The organism is Telluria sp. AC161, from assembly GCF_979258535.1.
The window spans coordinates 2,232,177-2,249,577 of sequence record NZ_OZ409861.1; the positions used below are offsets into that span (position 1 = coordinate 2,232,177).

The window sequence follows — 17,401 nt, forward strand, 5'->3', positions numbered from 1 at the left end:
CCCCCTTCTATGTGGCAGCAGGCACATGGCCTGCTATCACTTATGCCTGCTCGGAAACTTCGACGAAGTCGTCGCCGCCGGCTGCCTTGACCATGTCAGCCACTTCGTTGGTCGCGCTGGCGCGGCCTTCGATGATCGCATCGGCAACGCCGCGTGCGTACAGGCTGATGGCTTTCGACGAGTCGTCGTTACCCGGGATGATGTGGGTGACGCCTTCTGGCGAGTGGTTGGTATCGACGATGCCGATGACCGGGATGCCCAGCTTGCCGGCTTCGGTGATCGTACCTTTGTGGTAGCCGACGTCAACGACGAAGATCGCGTCTGGCACGCCGCCCAGATCCTTGATACCGCCGATCGACTTTTGCAGCTTGATCATTTCGCGCGAGAACATCAGCGCTTCTTTCTTCGACATCTTCTCGACCGAGCCGTCTTCGACCAGGACTTCCATTTCCTTCAGGCGCTTGATCGACGTCTTGATGGTCTTGAAGTTGGTCAGCATGCCGCCGAGCCAGCGCTGGTCGACGTATGGGACGCCGGCGCGTTGCGCTTCAGCTGCGATGATGTCGCGAGCCTGACGCTTGGTGCCGACCATCAGGATCGTGCCGCGGTTGGCGGAGATCTGCTTGATGGTTTTCATCGCATCCTGATACATCGCCATGGTTTTTTCCAGGTTGATGATGTGGATCTTGTTGCGATGACCGAAGATGAACGGTGCCATCTTTGGATTCCAGAAACGGGTCTGGTGGCCGAAGTGAATACCGGCTTCCAGCATTTCGCGCATAGTAACGGACATGTAATTCTCCAGGGTTGGGTCTTGAATGTGGCCAGTCACCAAGCAGGCACCCTTTTAGGGCCACATTCGCGATTTCTATCAATTAAAAAACTTTATTTTTACAACGTTGCACGATGCGAATCCGAGCAACCCGAGATTCTAGCGGAATTGTCAGCATTATTCAAGCGTGCAATCGCAGCCCGGCCAGGCAGGCGCCTCCCGCTGCCTTACAGCAGCGGCGCGACATCCCTTATAATGGCGGCCATACTGCCCCGACCATTGCCACCCCGGTCGCCGGGCGCTCACCCGATATCACGCAGGATACGACTCTCCTATGGCCACCATCATCAAGACCCTCGAAGAAATCGACGGCATGCGCGTCGCTTGCCGCCTCGGCTCGGAAGTGCTGGACTATATCACTCCGTTCGTCAAGCCCGGCGTCACCACCGGCGAGCTCGACCGCCTGGCGTACGAATACATGGTCAACGTGCAAGGCACGATCCCGGCCACGCTCAACTACGCCCCGCCCGGCTACCCGCCATTCCCGGGCTCGATCTGCGCCTCGCTCAACGACGTCATCTGCCACGGCATCCCGGGCGACCGCGTGCTCAAGAGCGGCGATGCGCTGAACATCGACATCACGCCGATCACCAAGGAAGGCTTCCACGGCGACAACAGCCGCATGTACCTGGTCGGCGAACCGTCGATCATGGCGCGCCGCCTGTCCGAAGTCACCTTCGAGTGCATGTGGCTGGGCATCGCCGCCGTCAAGCCGGGCAAGCACCTGGGCGACATCGGTTACGCGATCCAGCAGCACGCCGAAAAGAACGGCTACAGCGTCGTGCGCGAATTCTGCGGCCATGGCGTGGGGCGCTCGTTCCATGAAGAGCCGCAAGTGCTGCACTACGGCCGCCCGGGCACGCTCGAAGTCCTGCAACCCGGCATGATCTTCACGATCGAGCCGATGATCAATGCCGGCAAGCGCGACATCAAGGAAATGCCGGACGGCTGGACCATCAAGACGAAAGACCGCAGCCTGTCGGCGCAGTGGGAACACACGGTGCTGGTTACCGAGACCGGCGTCGAAGTCTTGACGCTGTCGGCCGGCAGCCCGCCGCCACCGGCGATCGCCCTGCCGCTGCTCGGGCCGGATTTCGCCGCGTTTGCCCCTGCCGCTGCGGCGGCATAAGGAGCCGGCCATGGGTCACGCCGAACGCCTGGACACTGTCCGCACCACGCTGCGCCAGCGCCTCAAGAATGAGCGCCAGCTCGTGTTCCAGGCGTTCCACGAAGACGGCATGCCCGAAAAACTGCTGCGCAACCTGCGCCAGGTCGTCGATGCGGTGCTGATCGACGCCTGGCAGGCGGCCGGCCTGCCTGCCGGCACCGCGCTGGTAGGCGTGGGCGGCTACGGGCGCGGCGAGCTGTTTCCGTACTCCGACGTCGACCTCCTGATCCTGCTCGCCGCCCCGCCGGACGCGATCACGCAGGCGCGCCTCGAAGGCCTGGTCCAGCTGCTGTGGGACCTGGGTCTGGAGATCGGCCACAGCATCCGCACGGTCGACGAATGCCTGATCGAATCCGCGGCCGACATCACGGTGCAAACGAGCCTGCTCGAAGCGCGCCTGGTCACCGGCAACGAGCCGCTGTTCGACACGCTGCAGCAGCGCTACCGCGAGGCGCTCGACCCGCAGGCGTTCTTCCGGGCCAAGACGGCCGAGATGCGCCTGCGTCACGCCAAGCACGAATACACGGCGTTCGCGCTCGAACCGAACGTCAAGGAAAGCCCTGGCGCGCTGCGCGACCTGCAGGTGATCATGTGGGTGGCCAAGGCCGCCGGCCTGGCCGACAGCTGGGGCCAGCTCGCCACGCGCGAGCTGATCACGCGCATGGAAGCGCGCCAGCTGATGGAAAAGGAAAGCGCCTTCAAGGACATCCGCATCCGCCTGCACCTGCATACCAAGCGCCGCGAAGACCGGCTGGTGTTCGACGTGCAGACGGCGATTGCCAACACGCTTGGCCTGGTCGAGACTGACGATGGCCCGAACGTGCGCCGCCCGAGCGAATTGCTGATGCAGCGCTACTACTGGGCCGCCAAGACCGTCACGCAGCTCAACACGATCCTGCTGCAGAATATCGAGGCCCAGCTATTCCCACAGCCGGCCGTCGCCTTCCCGATCAGCGCCCACTTTTTACAGATGGGGAACCTGATCGACATCGCGCAGGACGACACGTTCCAGCAGACGCCCACGGCGATCCTCGAACTGTTCGTCGTGATGACCGAGCGCCACGACATCAAGGGCATGACGGCGCGCGCCACCCGCGCACTGTGGCATGCCCGCACCCAGATCGACGACGCGTATCGCGCCGATCCGGTCAACAAGGCGCTGTTCCTGCGCGTGCTGCAGGCGCCGCGCGGCATGGTGCATGCGCTGCGCCGCATGAACGAATTCGGCATCCTGGGCCGCTACCTGCCGGCGTTTCGCAAGATCGTCGGGCAGATGCAGCACGACCTGTTCCACGCTTACACGGTCGACCAGCACATCATGATGGTGGTACGTAACCTGCGCCGCTTCACGATGCCTGAACACGCGCACGAATACCCGTTCTGCAGCCAGCTGATTGCCGACTTCCGCGACCGCTGGGTGCTGTACGTGGCCGCGCTGTTCCACGATATCGCCAAGGGGCGCGGGGGCGACCACTCCAAACTCGGCATGGACGACGCGCGCCAGTTCTGCAGCAGCCATGGCATGACCGAGGCCGATACCGAACTGGTGGTATTCCTCGTCGAGCAGCACCTGACGATGTCGCAGGTCGCGCAAAAGCAGGACCTGTCCGATCCCGACGTCATCGCGGCGTTTGCCGTGGTCGTCAAGGACGAACGGCACCTGACGGCGCTGTATCTGCTGACCGTGGCCGACATCCGAGGCACCAGCCCGAAGGTCTGGAACGCGTGGAAGGCCAAGCTGCTGGAAGACCTGTACAAGACGACGCTGCGCGTGCTGGGGGGCGAGCCGCATTCGGCCGACCGCGAGCTGCGCGCACGCCAGAAAGAGGCGCTGGCCACGCTGCGCCTGTTCGGCCTGCCAATCGATGCGCACGAAGCGTTGTGGAAGCAGCTGGACGTCGCGTACTTCTTGCGCCACGACGCCTCCGACATCGCCTGGCAGACGCGCGCCCTGCACGACAAGGTCGACAGCGACAAGCCCGTAGTGCGGGTACGCCTGGCGCCGATCGGCGAAGGCCTGCAGGTGGCCGTGTACATCAAGGATCAACCCGACCTGTTCGCGCGCATCTGCAGCTACTTCGACCGCAAGGATTTCTCGATCCTCGACGCCAAGATCCACACCACGCGCCACGGCTACGCGCTCGACAGCTTCATGGTGGCCGACGAACACTTCGCCGGCAGCTACCGCGACATCATCAACCTGATCGAGCACGAACTGAGCGCGCTGCTGGTGTCGCAGGAACCGCTGCCGCCGCCGTGCCGCGGACGCCTGTCGCGCATGTCGCGCACGTTCCCGATCACGCCAACGGTCGAAGTGCGGCCCGACGAACGGGGCCAGTTCCACGTGCTGTCGATCGCCGCCAACGATCGTATGGGCCTGCTGTATGCGGTATCGAGCGTGCTGACGCGCTACCGCATCAACCTGCACACCGCCAAGATCATGACACTGGGCGAGCGCGTCGAAGACGTATTCCTCGTCGACGGCCCTGCCCTGAACAACCCGCGCATCCAGGTCCAGCTCGAAACGGACCTGCTTGACGCGCTCAAGATCTGATTTACTCCTCCACCGAAAAGCTTTGACCATGACCGAACCGCTCCGCCTCTCCAAACGAATGTCCGAACTGGGCCTGTGCTCGCGCCGCGAGGCCGATGAATGGATCGCGCGCGGCTGGGTGCGGGTGGATGGCCAGGTGGTGTCGGAGCTAGGCAGCAAGGTGCTGCCGACGCAGCGCATCACGGTCGAGCGCCAGGCCGCTGCCGAGCAGTCCAAGCGCGTCACGGTGCTGATCCACAAACCGGTCGGCTACGTCAGCGGCCAGGCAGAAGACGGCTACACGCCGGCCGTGGCGCTGATCCGGCCCGAGAACCGCTGGGCCGACGACCCTTCGACAGAGCAGTTCCACCCGACCCAGCTGCGCAGCCTCGTGCCGTGCGGGCGCCTGGACATCGACTCAGTGGGCTTGCTGGTGCTGTCGCAGGACGGCCGCATCGCCAAGCAGCTCATTGGCGAGACGACGTCCATCGAAAAGGAATATCTGGTGCGCGTGGAGTACACGAAGCCGGGCACGCTGCCGGACAGTGAACTCAAGAAGCTCAAGCACGGCCTGTGGATGGATGGCAAACCGCTGCTGCCGGCCAAGGTGCGCTGGCAGAACGAAGACCAGCTGAGCTTCACGCTGAAGGAAGGCCGCAAACGCCAGATCCGGCGCATGTGCGACATGGTGGGCCTGAAGGTACTGGGCCTGAAGCGCGTGCGGATCGGCCGCGTCAAGCTGGGCGACCTGCCAGTTGGGCAGTGGCGGTATCTGACGCCGGAAGAAGGGTTTTAAGCCTTCAGACGCAATGTTGGCCGATCTTACGCAATCAGATCACAGCCGGGGTCAGGTCTGACATTCGGACACGAACTCAGCTTTAGTCACGTCCAATCACAGCCGGGGTCAGGTCTGACATTCGGACACGAACTCAGCCTTAGTCACGTCCGATAGTGGCATGACCAGCATTAGCATTGCAATGTGAAGCTACTTCCGACTAACCCGGCTCCCCGGCTGCCGAGGTCGTGTCCGAATGTCAGACCTGACCCCGGCTTTTTTTTGCTGCAGGCAGGTTATGGTAGCGGCGCATCCTCGGCCACCAGTCCCTCGGTGCGCAGCGCTTCCCAGAACGCCTTCGGAATCGCCATTTCCATCAACACCGCATTGCGCCGCAGGTGCTCCGGGCTGCTCGCGCCGGGAATGGTCGCGGCCACCACCGGGTGCGCCAGGCCGAACTGCAGCGCGGCGGCAGCCAGGTCGACGCCGTGGTCGACCGCTACTTTGCGCAAGCGGTCGCGCTGCGCCAGCTTGTCCGCATCGGCCGGGCCGTAATCGTAATTCGGCCCGCCCGCCAGGAAGCCGGAGTTGAACGGTCCGCCGATGACAACCTTCGCGCCGCGCTCGGCGCACAGTGGGAACAGCTCGGCCAGCGGCGTCGTTTCCATCAGCGTGTAGCGCCCGGCCAGCAGGAAGATATCGGGATCGGCGTCGCGCAGCGCGCGCAAGCATGGTTCGACCGTGTTGACGCCCAGGCCCCAGGCCTTGATGACGCCCTCTTCGCGCAGCTTCGTCAAACCTTCGAAGGCGCCGCCCGGACCGGACGCGATCCGGTAGTAGTGGTCGAACTGGTCGCCGAACATGTCGGGCGACAGGTCGTGCACGTAGACGATGTCGATGGACGCCAGGGCCATGCGCTGCAGGCTGTCTTCCACCGAGCGGCGCGCGCCGTCGGCCGTGTAGTCGATGACTCGCTTGAATGGCAAGGCGCCGACGAACGGCGCGGCGATTTCGCCCGGGCTGGATGGGGCCAGCAGGCGCCCGACCTTGGTGGAGAGCGTGTAGTCGGCGCGCGGGCGGCGGCGCAATGCGTGCCCGAAGCGGTGTTCGGACAGGCCGGCGCCGTAGTGCGGCGCAGTGTCGAAGTAGCGGATGCCGGCGTCCCATGCGGCGTCGGCGGTCGCCTGGGCTGCTTCGTCGCTGGTGGCGTGGTACATGTCGCCAAAGCCCGTGCCGCCCAGGCCCAGGCGGGTGATCGGTTGATATCGTTGCGTCATGGTGTGTCCTTTGTGCGTGAATCAGACACAAATTCTGCCTGACGCACTCGGACGCCGTCGCACAGCAGGCTAGCGCCGGCGCCGTTCGATCTGCACCAGCGCCGCGCCCAGCACCTCGAGGTCGACCGGTTTGGCGAACAGGTCGTGAAAGCCCGCGGCGCGTGCTTCGGCGCGGTCTTTCTCCTGCGCATAGCCGGTGACGGCGATCAGGATCGCATGGTCGGTCCCGGGCCTGGCGCGCAGCGCCCGCGCCAGCTCGAACCCATTCATCTCGGGCAGGCCGATATCGAGCAGGCACACGTCCGGCTCGAACGCCGGCAACGCTTCCAGCGCGGCGCGCGCCGAGTGGGCAACCGACACCGTGTGGCCCAGCGTCTCGAGCAGCAGCGCCAGCGTCACGGCGGCGTCTTCGTTGTCATCCACCACGCCGATGCGCAGCGCGGCCGGATTGCCCTGCGGCGCATCGGTCCCGATAGCCGGCGCGGCGGCGGCCGCGCGCGCCGACAGCGGCAGCGTGACCCGGAACGTGCTGCCGCAACCCGGGCCGTCGCTGGCGGCAGTCACTTCGCCGCCATGCAGCTTGAGCAGGCTGCGCACGAGCGCCAGGCCGATGCCCAGGCCACCCTGGCTGCGATCCAGCCCGCGCGTGCCCTGCGAGAACAGGTCGAATGCGCTGGCGATCAGTTCGGGCGACATGCCGATGCCGTCGTCGCGGATCGTCACATCGATCGACGCGCCGCGCGTGGCCAGGCGCACCTCGATGCGCCCGCCCTCAAGGGTGTACTTGGCCGCGTTACTGAGCAAATTGGTCATGACCTGTACCAGGCGCTTGCGGTCGCCAACGACCAGCGCTGGCGCCGGCATCGCCTCCAGCACCAGCCGGTGGCCGTGCTTCTCGATCAGCGGCCGCACCTGTTCGACCGCGTCGGCCAGGACATCCTTCAGGTCGAGTTCAACGAATTCGAGTTCCACCTTGCCGCGCGTGACGCGCGATACGTCGAGCAGGTCGTCGATCAGGGACGTCATGTGGCCCGCCTGGCGCGCGATGATGTCGGCAGCGCGCTGCACCATGCTTGGCTGCAGCTCGAAATTCGACAGCATCGTGGCCGCCGAGACGATCGGCGCCAGCGGGTTGCGCAGTTCGTGCGCAAGCATCGCCAGGAATTCGTCCTTGCGCTGGTCAGCGCGACGCAGCGCTTCGTTCAGCGCTTCCTGGTCCGTCAGCGCCCGACGGAGTTCGATCTGGCTCATGACCTGGTGCGCCATCGTCGTGAGCATGAACTGCTGCTGCTCGGTCAACCCTTCCGGCCGCGGTTTCTTGTCGAGCACGCACAGGGTGCCGAGCGGTACGCCGTCGCGCGTGCGCAGCACGGCGCCGGCGTAAAAGCGCAGGCCGCCATCGGCCGTGACGAGCGGATTGCAGCTGAAGCGGGGATCGTCCTGGGTGTCGGGCACGATCATCTGCTCTTGCTCCAGCAGCGCGTGGCGGCAGATCGAGTTATCGAGCGGCATTTCGCGCGTGCCCAGGCCGATCTCCGACTTGAACCACTGGCGTCCGCGCGCGATCAGGTTGACGGCAGCAATCGGCGCGTCGAGCAGCTGGCTGACCAGGCGCACCACGTCATCGAACGAGCGTTCCGGCGGCGTATCGAGGATGCCGAAGGAATCGAGGACGGCAAGGCGTGCATCTTCATCGAAGTTGGCAGAATTGGACGTCATCGCGGGAAAGCTTCAAGTGGCACGGTAAAAGGAAGCCGGCATCGGCATAGTGGAAAAGCATGATCGACAGGCACAGACGTGCCTGCCGGCCAGCCATTATAAGTACCAAACCGCTGTCCTGCATGTGCATGGCGTCCACGAAACTGTGCATGCCCGCCGTGGCGGGGCGCTAGTTGCGGTTGCGATCGGCGAGAAACTGGATGGCGCGGGGATGCTGCGGGTTGGCGAAGAAGTCGCCGGGCGCGCCCTTCTCGAGGATTTTACCTTCGGCCATGAACCAGATGCGGTCGGCCACGTCGCGCGCAAACCCCATCTCGTGGGTCACGCAGACCATCGTCATGCCTTGTTTTGCCAGCGAGCGCATCACCTGCAGCACCTCGCCCACCATCTCCGGATCGAGCGCGCTGGTGGGCTCGTCGAACAGCATGATCGACGGCCGCATGGCCAGCGCGCGGGCAATCGCCACGCGCTGCTGCTGGCCGCCCGACAGCGCGTCCGGATAGGCATCGGCCTTGTGGGCCAGACCCACCTGGTCGAGCAGCGCCATCGCCTGTTCCCTGGCTTCGGCCTTGCTGGCGCGCCCCAGCTGCACCGGCGCCAGCATGCAGTTCTCGAGCGCCGTCAGGTGCGGGAACAGGTTGAATTGCTGGAACACGAAGCCGATGCCGGCGCGCAGCGCGTTCACGTCGAAGCCTTTGGCGTGGATGTCGCGCCCGTCGATGGCGATACGGCCACCGTCGATGTCTTCAAGCCGGTTGAGCGTGCGGATCAGCGTCGACTTGCCCGAGCCCGATGGCCCGCACACGACCAGGACTTCGTTTTTTTCCACGCGCTCGGTGATCCCCACCAGCGCGTGGTAGTCACCGTAATACTTGTTGACGTTATCGAGAACGATCATCGTTCGCTTCTTTCAGAAATTCAGTGCGCCCCGACGGGCCGCCGCTGCAGGCGCCGTTCGAGCAGGAAGGCCAGGCGCGACAGGCCGAAGCACAGCAAAAAATAGGTCAGCGCCAGGATCAGGTACACCTCCACCGATCGGGTGAACACGAGTGTGTTGATCTGGGTGGCGATGAACGAGACTTCCGACAGGCCGATGATGTAGCCAAGCGAGGTCGCCTTGATCGTCGAGACCAGCTGGTTGACGATCGACGGCAGGCCGTGACGCAAGGTCTGCGGCAGCACGACATGGCGCAACGACTGGCCGTAGCCCAGGCCCAGCGAACGGGCGCTTTCGAGCTGCCCTTTCGGCAGCGCGCGGATGCCTGCCGCCACGATCTCGGCCAGGTACACGCTATCGAACACTACCAGCACGATCAGCATCGTCGCGGCCTGCGAGGTCTTCACGCCGGTCACCGCTGGCAGGAAGAAGTACACCCAGAACAGCACCAGCAGCAGCGGCACGGCGCGCACGAGCTGCACGAACGCGCCCACGGGCAGGCTGATGGCACGGCGGTGGCTGACGCGCGCGATGCCGAGCAGCAGGCCAAGCGGCATGGCCAGCACCAGCGCGGCGCCGGACAGCAGGATGGTCAGCACCAGACCGCCCAGCGGGCCGTCCGGGTATTGGCCGACCAGGAAGTACAGCCAGTAGGTATCGATCAGTTCCAGCATCGGGACGCTTTCATGGTCAGGCCGCCGTGCGCACCGGATAGCGGCGCTGGAACAGGTAGGCCGCCGCCGAAATGAGCAGCGAGACGGTCAGGTAAGCCAGCGTGGCGAAGGTGAACGCCTCGAGGCTGCGAAAGCTCGCCGTCTCGACGCGCGCGGCCTGGTACATCATCTCGGCTGCGCCGATCACGGTGGCCACGCTGGTGTCCTTCCACAGATTGACCGTTTGCGACAGCAGCGGCGGCACCGAAGCGCGCAGTGCCTGCGGCAGCAGCACGAGGCGCACCGCCGCGGCGCGCCCCAGGCCCAGCGAACGGGCTGCTTCGAGCTGGGTCGCGGGGACCGCGCGGATACCGCTGCGGATATCCTCGGCCATGTGCACGCCGCTGTAGAGCGTGAGCGCGATGACGGCGCACACCACTTCGGGATTGTTCGCGTACAGGATCTCGCGCAGTCCCTCGGGCAGCAGCTCGGGGAAGGCAAAATACCAGAACAGCAGGTGCGCCAGCAGCGGCACATTGCGGATCGATTCGACGAGTGTGGTGCCGACCGCGCGCAGCAGCCTGGTCGTCGAGGTGCGCATCACCGCCACCAGCGCGCCGAACGGCAGCGCGAAGGCGAAGCTGATCACGGTCAGCTGGATCGACAGGATGAAGCCCTGCACCAGCCAGTCGTGGTACTCACCGGATTGCAGGATGGTCGGATCGAACAGCGCCAAGGTCAGATCTTGTCAGTGCTGATCTTGAAGGTGCGCTTGGCGATATTGGCACGCGTGCCGGGGCCATACCACTTGACGAACAGGTCTTCGGCCGCGCCATTGGCTTCGAGCTCGCGCAGCGCCTGGTCGACGACCGTCTTGAGACCCGCCTCGCCCTTGCGCAGGCCAAGGGCAATCGGCTCGACGCCGATGGATTGCGGCAGGATCACGAAGTCCTTTGCAGCCGGACCCAGTTTGCCGTAGTCGGCCAGCAGCGACGACTCATCATTGACGTAGGCCGCGCCTTTGCCTTGGCGCAGTGCCTGGAACGCTTGCTGGGTATTTTCGAAGGTGACGATACTGGCCGTCGGCACGGCCTTTTTCATATTGGTTTCCTGGGTGCCGCCGCGAACGGTGACGACCTTCTTGCCCGCCAGTTGCGGCAGCGCCGTGATGCCACTGCTCTTGCGCACCATGACCTTGGAACCGGTGACGAAGTGCGTCAGCGCGAAATCGACCTGCGCTTCGCGCTCCTTGTTGTGCGTGAGCGTGGCGGCCAGGATGTCGACGTGGCCCTGCTGCAGCTCGGGGATGCGGGCCGACACGGCCAGCTGCTTGAACACCGGCTTGACGCCGATTTTCTTGGCCACGGCGGTGGCGACGTCGATCTCGTAGCCCACCAGCTGGCGCGTCTTCGGATCGATGAAGCTGTTCGGCTCGTCGGTGCCGAGCACCCCGAACACGATCTGGCCTTTTTTCTTGATGTCGGCCAGCTGGTCGGCGTGCGCCATACCCATGGTGAGCGAACTACCCAGCGCAACGGCGCACAGGATGAGGGAACGGCGGTTGATCATGCAAAATCTCCAGCAACAATATTCGATGATCGTAGTATAGAACAAACACTTATATGAGAAAACGAACAATTCGCCATAAGATAATACTGTTTTGCGTATATGTACCGACGCGCGTCCAATAAGGCGTGCGACTGATTTCACGCAATATTGTCATAATGACCCGTCACAAATGCGGAACACCCCATGCTGCTCGCCACCTACAACGTCAACAGTATCAACAGCAGGCTGGACGCCCTCTTGCACTATCTCGAGGAGCGCAAGCCGGACGTCGTGTGTCTGCAAGAACTCAAGGCGCCGCAGGAGAAATTTCCGATCGCGGCGATCGAAGCGGCCGGCTACCACGCGCTGTGGCAGGGGCAGAAAAGCTGGAATGGCGTCGCGATCGTCACGCGCGAACCGGCCCAGGAAGTGCAGCGCGGCTTGCCGGGCGACGACGCCGACGAGCAAAGCCGCTACCTCGAGGTGGCCTACCAGGGCATCCTGATCGCCTGCCTGTACCTGCCAAACGGGAATCCGGCACCTGGCCCCAAATACGATTACAAGCTGGCCTGGATGGAGCGCCTGCGCCTGCGCGGCCTGGAGCTGCTCGCGGCCGGCGTGCCGGCCGTGCTGGCCGGCGACTTCAATGTGATCCCGACCGAGCGCGATGTCTACAAGCCCGAACGCTGGGTCGACGACGCGCTGTTCCGGGACGAGACCCGCGCTGCCTTCGGGCGCCTGATGGAACAGGGCTGGCTCGATTCGCTGCGCGCGCTGCATCCGGACGAGACGATCTATACGTTCTGGGATTACTTCCGCAACGCGTTCGGCCGCGACGCTGGCCTGCGCATCGACCATCTGCTGCTCAGCCCTGCGCTGGCGCCGGCGCTCAAGGCGGCCGGCGTGGACAAATTCATGCGCGGGCGCGAGAAACCCAGCGACCACACGCCGACCTGGATTGAGCTCGACCTGACCAAAATTCCGAACAAATCCGCCTGACCCAATTCACGACGGCGCCCCCATCCATGCGCCGCGACCACCACCATAAGGAATCCTCATGAAAAAACTGCTCATTCTCGCCGCCGCCCTCGCCCTGCCGATCGGCGCGCAAGCTGTCTCGATGCCCGGCTTCTGCGCCAAGGGCATCGGCTCGGCCGAAGCCAAGGTCTGCGGCCATCCCGGCTCCGCCGAATCGGAAGGCCTGATCTACGCGATGTACCGCGCAGCGCTGGAAAAAATCGATGCCGGCGCCGGCAAGACCCTGCAGGAACAGCACACCAAGTGGTGGGACGGCGTCAAGCAGTGCGCCGATGCCAAGGACATGACCACCTGCATCAACAATGCCTATGGCACCCGCGCCATGCAGCTGCAGACGGCCTACAAGGTCACCAAGGCCAAGGGCCCGGTGAAGTACACCTGCAGCGACAAGAGCAAGATCACCGCGTTCTTCCTCGAAACCACGCCAGCGTCGATGGTCGCAGCGCGCAACAAGGAGCACGTGCTGCTGCGCGGCGAGCCAAGCGACAACGGCGTCGCCTACGGCAACCGCGGCGAACAGTTCAAGGAACAAAATGGCAAGGTCACCATCAAGTGGGGCGAGAACGCCAAGGAACTGAGCTGCAAGAAGGCGTAATGTCTGCTTGACCCCGCGCTGCGGGATGCTTGACGAAGGGCGAACATGCGCTATGCTGTTCGCCCTTTCTTCATCTTGCCGCCACCATGCTTTCGCCCGAACAGCTCTTCGGTTTTCTTGCCGCCGCCATCCTGATCACGCTCTCTCCCGGGCCCGACAATCTGATGGTGCTCAGCACCGGCATCGCCAAGGGGCGCCTGCGCGGCATGGCCTTCGGGCTTGGCTGCGCCTTCGGTTGCCTGAGTCACACGCTGCTGGCCGTCATCGGCGTGAGTGCGCTGATCGCGGCGTCGCCGACGGCGTTCACGGCGCTCAAGGTCGCCGGTGGTCTGTACCTGATCTGGATGGGCTGGGGCGCGATTCGCAGCCGTGGCGGTGCGCGCGTCTCTGCCGAAGGATTGTCGAACGAACCGGCACGGCGCCTGTTCGCCAAAGGCCTGGTGGCGGCGGCGATCAATCCGAAGGTGGTGCTGTTCTTCCTGTCGTTCCTGCCGCAATTCGTCGTTGCGGCGCGCGGCGACGCCAATCTGCAGATCGGCGTGCTGGGACTGGTCTTCACGCTGCAGGCGGCCGTGATCTTCGGCCTGCTCGGCTACTTTTCGGGCACGATCGGCGGGTGGCTCAATCGCACCCCCTCGGCCGGCATGTGGCTCGACCGGATCGCGGGGGCGGTGTTCATCGGACTGGGGCTGCGTTTGATCGTGGCCCGGTAGTCACAGCATCGTTATGCCGACGGCTCGTGGATCGGGCAGCGGTTGAACTCCGAGCGGAATTCGCGCGACGTGGCCATCACCTGGCGCCGCGCGCGGTTGACTGACCCGAGCGGGCGGTGCTCGACGAGGCAGTTCCACTGGTCGTAGGCGATTTCGTCTTCCAGCTTTTCCAGCGACGCGTCCCAGCTCGTTTGCGGGGCCAGGCGCACGCGCGCCACGGCGATGAACGGGCTCAGTTCCTGTGGCCATTCGACCGAGGCATCCTCGATCGGCATCTTCTCGACATCGACGTTCAACTGCACGCGCAGTTCCCACTCGCCGCCCTGCGATGCGAAGTGCGAGCCAATCGCGTGACGCTGCGCGTCGTCCTCGGTCTTGATCGATGCGCCATCGAGCGCCAGCAGTTCAGGCGCCACGGGCGCCAGCGACAGCTTGGCCATGTACTGGCCGTACAGGTACGGCGTCTGGCTGAAGTAGGTTTCGCCCAGCGGATGGTGCTGCGGCTCGCCGCCCAGCGCCTTGAGCATGCCGCTCTCGCCACCGACCGCTTCCAGCGCGTTTTCGGCGGTGCGCAGCACGGCCGAGATGATCTTTTTGCCGGTCTCGGACGCGTTGGTCGTCGCTGCCAGCATCTTCACGCTCTTGAGGAAACCCTGCGGATCGGGCGCCGAGAACACCGGCCCATTCACCATCAGGAAGTCCTGCGAGTTGCCGCTCTTGGCCGAGTCGAAGCGCTCGCCCGGCACGTTCAGCACTTTCATCGCCACCGCGCGGTGGGTCGAAACGCCATCTGGCAGCTGCTCGGCCGGTGGCGATGACCATCGCAGCAGCACGTCATAGGTGCCGGCCTTGCCGAACAGGCCCTGGGCCAGTTGCGGCGGCAGGTTGTCCAGCACGGTCAGCTTGCCGCGCACCAGGGCGTGGCCCTTGGCGTGGACGGCGCGGCTGGCGTGGCCTTCGGCATCCGCCACCTTCTTGGCCATATTGGCAAACACGGTTTGCAGCGCGTGGATGGTCTCGGATTCGTCGAGGCCGACGTGTTCGAACTCGCTGCGAAATACAAGGGGATTGGCTGGTGCGGTGGTCGTCATGGGGGGCTCCTGAAATGAAGCCTCCAATGTAGCGAACTTCGCCCATGCGCGATGTTCGCCAGAGCACCGTCCCGACCACGCGCCGTTACAACGTGACGATCACCTGCGCCGCCTGGGCGGCTTTGGCCGCGACAGGCACTTCCAGCAGGTGCTGCTGGGCGTTGAACACGAAGCGCACAGCGCGTCCGTCGACGGTCACCGCCCGCGGTTTAGCCGCCACGTTGTGCACCTTCAGCGAAAAGCCCCGTGGGACGGCGGTCATCGCCTTACCGGTTTCAGTGGCAAAGCCGATCTCGAGCTGCGCCTTGCCATCTGCTTCGCCCAGGCGGCTGGCAAAGCGCACGATCTCGTACTTGCCCGCGGCGAAGGCGCCGGCCGTCTCGCCATCGTCGTCATACAGCTTGCCGCTGGAGGACTTGACCGACGCATCGTGGTAGTAGTGCAGATCGATCTGACGGCCCGTGTAGTCGCGCGTGGTCTGGACCACCTTCGCCATCGGCACGAACGCGCCGGCACGCACATAGACGGGGATATTGGCGTCGACCGGGCGCACGGTTTCCAGGATGCCGCCCTTGTGCGCCTGGCCCGTATGGAAGTCGAACCACACGCTGCCCGTGGTCGGGAAGTACACCTCGGCGCGCGTGGCGCCCGGCTTGACGATCGGCGTGACGAGGAAATCCGGGCCCCACAGATAGGTCGACGAGCGCTCGATCGGCTGGGCCGGATCGGTCTCGACGAACATCAGGGGGCGCATCAACGGCATGCCGGTCTGCTGGTTGTCGAAGGCGATCGTGTAGTTATACGGCAGCATCGCGTAGCGCAGCCATACCGCTTCGCGCGCCAGCACCTTGGTGCGTTCCGAGCGCAGCACCGGTTCGGACGCCACCGCCTCTTGCGCATGCGGGCGGAAGATCGGCTGGAACACGCCGTACTGCAGCCAGCGCACGTACAGTTCGTCGTCGAGCACCGCACCGGCAAAGCCGCCCAGGTCCGAGTGCATGTAGGCCAGGCCCTGCATGCCCATCTGCAGCGAGATTTCCATCTGCGACTGCAGGCCGCCCCAGCTGCGGCTGACGTCACCCGACCACGGGATCATGCCGAAGCGCTGCGAGCCCGAGTAACCGGCGCGCATCAGGATGAACGGGCGCTCGGCCGGGAATTCACGCCCGTAGCCTTCCGCGATCAGGCGCGCCCAGTCGTGACCGTAGATATTGTGGACCTGGTCCGCCGTGCCCGTGCCGTGCACCAGGTTCGACGGATGCAGTTCCGGCTCGCCCAGGTCGCCCCACCAGCCCGTGACGCCGCCCTTTTTCAGGTCGCGGTAGATGTTCCACCACCAGTCGCGCCCTTCCTTTTTGTACAGGTCGATCAGGCCCGTGTTACCGAAGTAGAAGTCATACGTGGCCGGCTTGCCGGCGCTGTCCAGCGCCAGCACGTTCTTGTCGACCGCTTCCTGCCAGCGCTTGGACGTGGTCAGCACGAACGGTTCGGTGATGACGACCGTCTTGACGCCCCTGGCCTTGAAGTCGGCCATCATTTTTTCGGCGTGCGGGAACGTGTCGCGGTCCCAGTCCATATTGCCCATCGTGCCCTGCACCGTCTTGCCGAACCAGTACAGGTCGAGCACGACGGCGTCGAGCGGAATCTTCTCTTGCGCGAACTTGTCGACGATGGCGCGTGTCTCGGCCTCGGTCTTGTAGCCGAAGCGGCTGGCGAAGTTACCGAAGGCCCAGCGCGGTGGCAGTGGCTGGCGGCCCGTCAGGTCGGTGTAGCCGGTCATGACGGCGTCCCAGGTCTCGCCCGCGACGACCTGGTACGTTTTGCGCCCGCCGATGACTTCATAGCGCAGCGTGCCATCCTTGCGGCTGTCGAAATCGAGCCAGCCGACCTGCGGATTGTCGAAGTGGATCGCGTATTTTTTTGACGACAGCGCCACCGGAATCGTGAAGTTGAGCAGCTCGGAGCGTTCGGCGTAGCCATAGTCGGCCTTGTTGTACAGGCGCAGGCGGTTGCCGCGCCGGTTCATGCCGAGCGCACGCGCCCCGCCGCCGTACAGCGCCTCGCCGTCGTCAAGCCCGAATTCGATGGTGTCCATGCCGTCGACGCGGCCAAAGCCACGTTTCTCGGCCACCAGCGGCTTGCCCTTGTACGTATATGCGATGCGAAAAGGCTTGCGCTCGATCGTGACTGCGATGCCGTCAGTGGCGTAGGTGATGCGCGCGCCGTCGTCCTTGAAGGTCGCCGGGGCCTGGACCGGGGCCAGGATCACCGCATGCGAGGCCGGGTCCAGCTGTTCGCCGTTCGGGATGAAGGTGGTCTCGACGATCGCGCTCGAATACGGCTTGATCAGGTAGCGCCCGTCGGCCGTCGCGATCTCGAGCGTGTTGCCGTTCTGCGTGACGCTCTTGAACTGGCGCTCGGCGTTCTGCGCGAACGCGAACGTGCTGGTGGCCAGTGGGAGTGCGGTGATGCACAGGGCAAGGCGGGCGATCGTGGCTGTTGTCATGGCGTGGTTGTCGTTA

General features: G+C 64.6%; 14 protein-coding genes and 1 pseudogene. 6 read left to right on the forward strand and 9 right to left on the reverse strand.

The features are described 5' to 3' along the window. Positions 1-40: 40 nt before the first annotated feature. Positions 41-793 carry a 30S ribosomal protein S2 gene (rpsB, locus tag ACZ0AJ_RS09995; RefSeq protein WP_183552980.1) on the reverse strand — a complete coding sequence of 251 codons (753 nt, stop codon included), beginning with the start codon at positions 791-793 and terminating at the stop codon, positions 41-43. Positions 794-1,076: 283 nt separating this feature from the next. On the opposite strand from rpsB, the pseudogene map reads away from it, so the two are divergent. From map to ACZ0AJ_RS10010, 3 genes and pseudogenes are all read left to right on the forward strand, one after another. Continuing rightward, positions 1,077-1,961: pseudogene (map, locus tag ACZ0AJ_RS10000) on the forward strand (type I methionyl aminopeptidase); the annotation flags it as partial. Between the two features lie 10 nt (positions 1,962-1,971). Beyond that, positions 1,972-4,554, forward strand: a complete 2,583-nt coding sequence (locus tag ACZ0AJ_RS10005) for a [protein-PII] uridylyltransferase (protein WP_499454246.1) — start codon at positions 1,972-1,974, stop codon at positions 4,552-4,554. Between the two features lie 28 nt (positions 4,555-4,582). Further along, the gene (locus tag ACZ0AJ_RS10010) at positions 4,583-5,329 is read left to right on the forward strand and encodes a pseudouridine synthase (protein WP_258834513.1); all 747 of its coding nucleotides are present in this window, start codon (positions 4,583-4,585) and stop codon (positions 5,327-5,329) included. Between the two features lie 275 nt (positions 5,330-5,604). On the opposite strand, the gene ACZ0AJ_RS10015 is transcribed toward ACZ0AJ_RS10010, so the two are convergent. The 6 genes from ACZ0AJ_RS10015 to ACZ0AJ_RS10040 all read right to left on the reverse strand — a co-directional run bounded on the left by ACZ0AJ_RS10015 (position 5,605) and on the right by ACZ0AJ_RS10040 (position 11,463). Then, positions 5,605-6,585: an aldo/keto reductase gene (locus ACZ0AJ_RS10015; protein ID WP_499454248.1), complete on the reverse strand. Its 981-nt coding sequence runs from the start codon at positions 6,583-6,585 to the stop codon at positions 5,605-5,607. Between the two features lie 69 nt (positions 6,586-6,654). Continuing rightward, on the reverse strand, positions 6,655-8,304 hold the full coding sequence (locus ACZ0AJ_RS10020; RefSeq protein WP_499454250.1) for a hybrid sensor histidine kinase/response regulator: 1,650 nt from the start codon (positions 8,302-8,304) through the stop codon (positions 6,655-6,657). Positions 8,305-8,473: 169 nt separating this feature from the next. Then, positions 8,474-9,202: an amino acid ABC transporter ATP-binding protein gene (locus ACZ0AJ_RS10025; protein ID WP_499454251.1), complete on the reverse strand. Its 729-nt coding sequence runs from the start codon at positions 9,200-9,202 to the stop codon at positions 8,474-8,476. Positions 9,203-9,222: 20 nt separating this feature from the next. Then, on the reverse strand, positions 9,223-9,915 hold the full coding sequence (locus ACZ0AJ_RS10030) for an amino acid ABC transporter permease (protein ID WP_499454253.1): 693 nt from the start codon (positions 9,913-9,915) through the stop codon (positions 9,223-9,225). 16 nt (positions 9,916-9,931) lie between these two features. Beyond that, positions 9,932-10,630, reverse strand: coding sequence for an amino acid ABC transporter permease (locus tag ACZ0AJ_RS10035; RefSeq protein ID WP_499454254.1), 699 nt, complete (start codon positions 10,628-10,630; stop codon positions 9,932-9,934). Positions 10,631-10,632: 2 nt separating this feature from the next. Further along, positions 10,633-11,463, reverse strand: coding sequence for a transporter substrate-binding domain-containing protein (locus ACZ0AJ_RS10040; protein WP_499454255.1), 831 nt, complete (start codon positions 11,461-11,463; stop codon positions 10,633-10,635). 183 nt (positions 11,464-11,646) lie between these two features. On the opposite strand from ACZ0AJ_RS10040, the gene xth reads away from it, so the two are divergent. The 3 genes from xth (at position 11,647) to ACZ0AJ_RS10055 (ending at position 13,788) form a co-directional block, all read left to right on the forward strand. After that, entirely contained in the window at positions 11,647-12,441 is a 795-nt protein-coding gene (gene xth, locus ACZ0AJ_RS10045) for an exodeoxyribonuclease III (RefSeq protein ID WP_499454256.1), read from the forward strand. 58 nt (positions 12,442-12,499) lie between these two features. Then, the gene (locus tag ACZ0AJ_RS10050; RefSeq protein WP_258834521.1) at positions 12,500-13,075 is read left to right on the forward strand and encodes an MliC family protein; all 576 of its coding nucleotides are present in this window, start codon (positions 12,500-12,502) and stop codon (positions 13,073-13,075) included. 86 nt (positions 13,076-13,161) lie between these two features. Beyond that, positions 13,162-13,788, forward strand: coding sequence for a LysE family translocator (locus ACZ0AJ_RS10055; RefSeq protein ID WP_499454257.1), 627 nt, complete (start codon positions 13,162-13,164; stop codon positions 13,786-13,788). An 11-nt stretch (positions 13,789-13,799) separates the two neighbouring features. Here ACZ0AJ_RS10055 and ACZ0AJ_RS10060 read toward each other — a convergent pair whose 3' ends face one another. Together ACZ0AJ_RS10060 and ACZ0AJ_RS10065 are read right to left on the reverse strand one after the other, a co-directional pair. Next, the gene (locus ACZ0AJ_RS10060) at positions 13,800-14,879 is read right to left on the reverse strand and encodes a catalase family protein (protein ID WP_499454259.1); all 1,080 of its coding nucleotides are present in this window, start codon (positions 14,877-14,879) and stop codon (positions 13,800-13,802) included. Positions 14,880-14,964: 85 nt separating this feature from the next. Then, on the reverse strand, positions 14,965-17,385 hold the full coding sequence (locus ACZ0AJ_RS10065; protein WP_499454260.1) for a glycoside hydrolase family 31 protein: 2,421 nt from the start codon (positions 17,383-17,385) through the stop codon (positions 14,965-14,967). Positions 17,386-17,401: the final 16 nt, after the last annotated feature.

What these genes read in the sequence shown, in the direction of transcription:
- rpsB (WP_183552980.1), bottom strand. Translation starts at nt 793, where the DNA reads ATGTCCGTTACTATGCGCGAAATGCTGGAAGCCGGTATTCACTTCGGC.
- ACZ0AJ_RS10065 (WP_499454260.1), bottom strand. Translation starts at nt 17,385, where the DNA reads ATGACAACAGCCACGATCGCCCGCCTTGCCCTGTGCATCACCGCACTC.
- ACZ0AJ_RS10010 (WP_258834513.1), top strand. Translation starts at nt 4,583, where the DNA reads ATGACCGAACCGCTCCGCCTCTCCAAACGAATGTCCGAACTGGGCCTG.
- xth (WP_499454256.1), top strand. Translation starts at nt 11,647, where the DNA reads ATGCTGCTCGCCACCTACAACGTCAACAGTATCAACAGCAGGCTGGAC.
- ACZ0AJ_RS10025 (WP_499454251.1), bottom strand. Translation starts at nt 9,202, where the DNA reads ATGATCGTTCTCGATAACGTCAACAAGTATTACGGTGACTACCACGCG.
- ACZ0AJ_RS10015 (WP_499454248.1), bottom strand. Translation starts at nt 6,585, where the DNA reads ATGACGCAACGATATCAACCGATCACCCGCCTGGGCCTGGGCGGCACG.
- ACZ0AJ_RS10005 (WP_499454246.1), top strand. Translation starts at nt 1,972, where the DNA reads ATGGGTCACGCCGAACGCCTGGACACTGTCCGCACCACGCTGCGCCAG.
- ACZ0AJ_RS10060 (WP_499454259.1), bottom strand. Translation starts at nt 14,879, where the DNA reads ATGACGACCACCGCACCAGCCAATCCCCTTGTATTTCGCAGCGAGTTC.
- ACZ0AJ_RS10040 (WP_499454255.1), bottom strand. Translation starts at nt 11,463, where the DNA reads ATGATCAACCGCCGTTCCCTCATCCTGTGCGCCGTTGCGCTGGGTAGT.
- ACZ0AJ_RS10055 (WP_499454257.1), top strand. Translation starts at nt 13,162, where the DNA reads ATGCTTTCGCCCGAACAGCTCTTCGGTTTTCTTGCCGCCGCCATCCTG.
- ACZ0AJ_RS10020 (WP_499454250.1), bottom strand. Translation starts at nt 8,304, where the DNA reads ATGACGTCCAATTCTGCCAACTTCGATGAAGATGCACGCCTTGCCGTC.
- ACZ0AJ_RS10050 (WP_258834521.1), top strand. Translation starts at nt 12,500, where the DNA reads ATGAAAAAACTGCTCATTCTCGCCGCCGCCCTCGCCCTGCCGATCGGC.
- ACZ0AJ_RS10030 (WP_499454253.1), bottom strand. Translation starts at nt 9,915, where the DNA reads ATGCTGGAACTGATCGATACCTACTGGCTGTACTTCCTGGTCGGCCAA.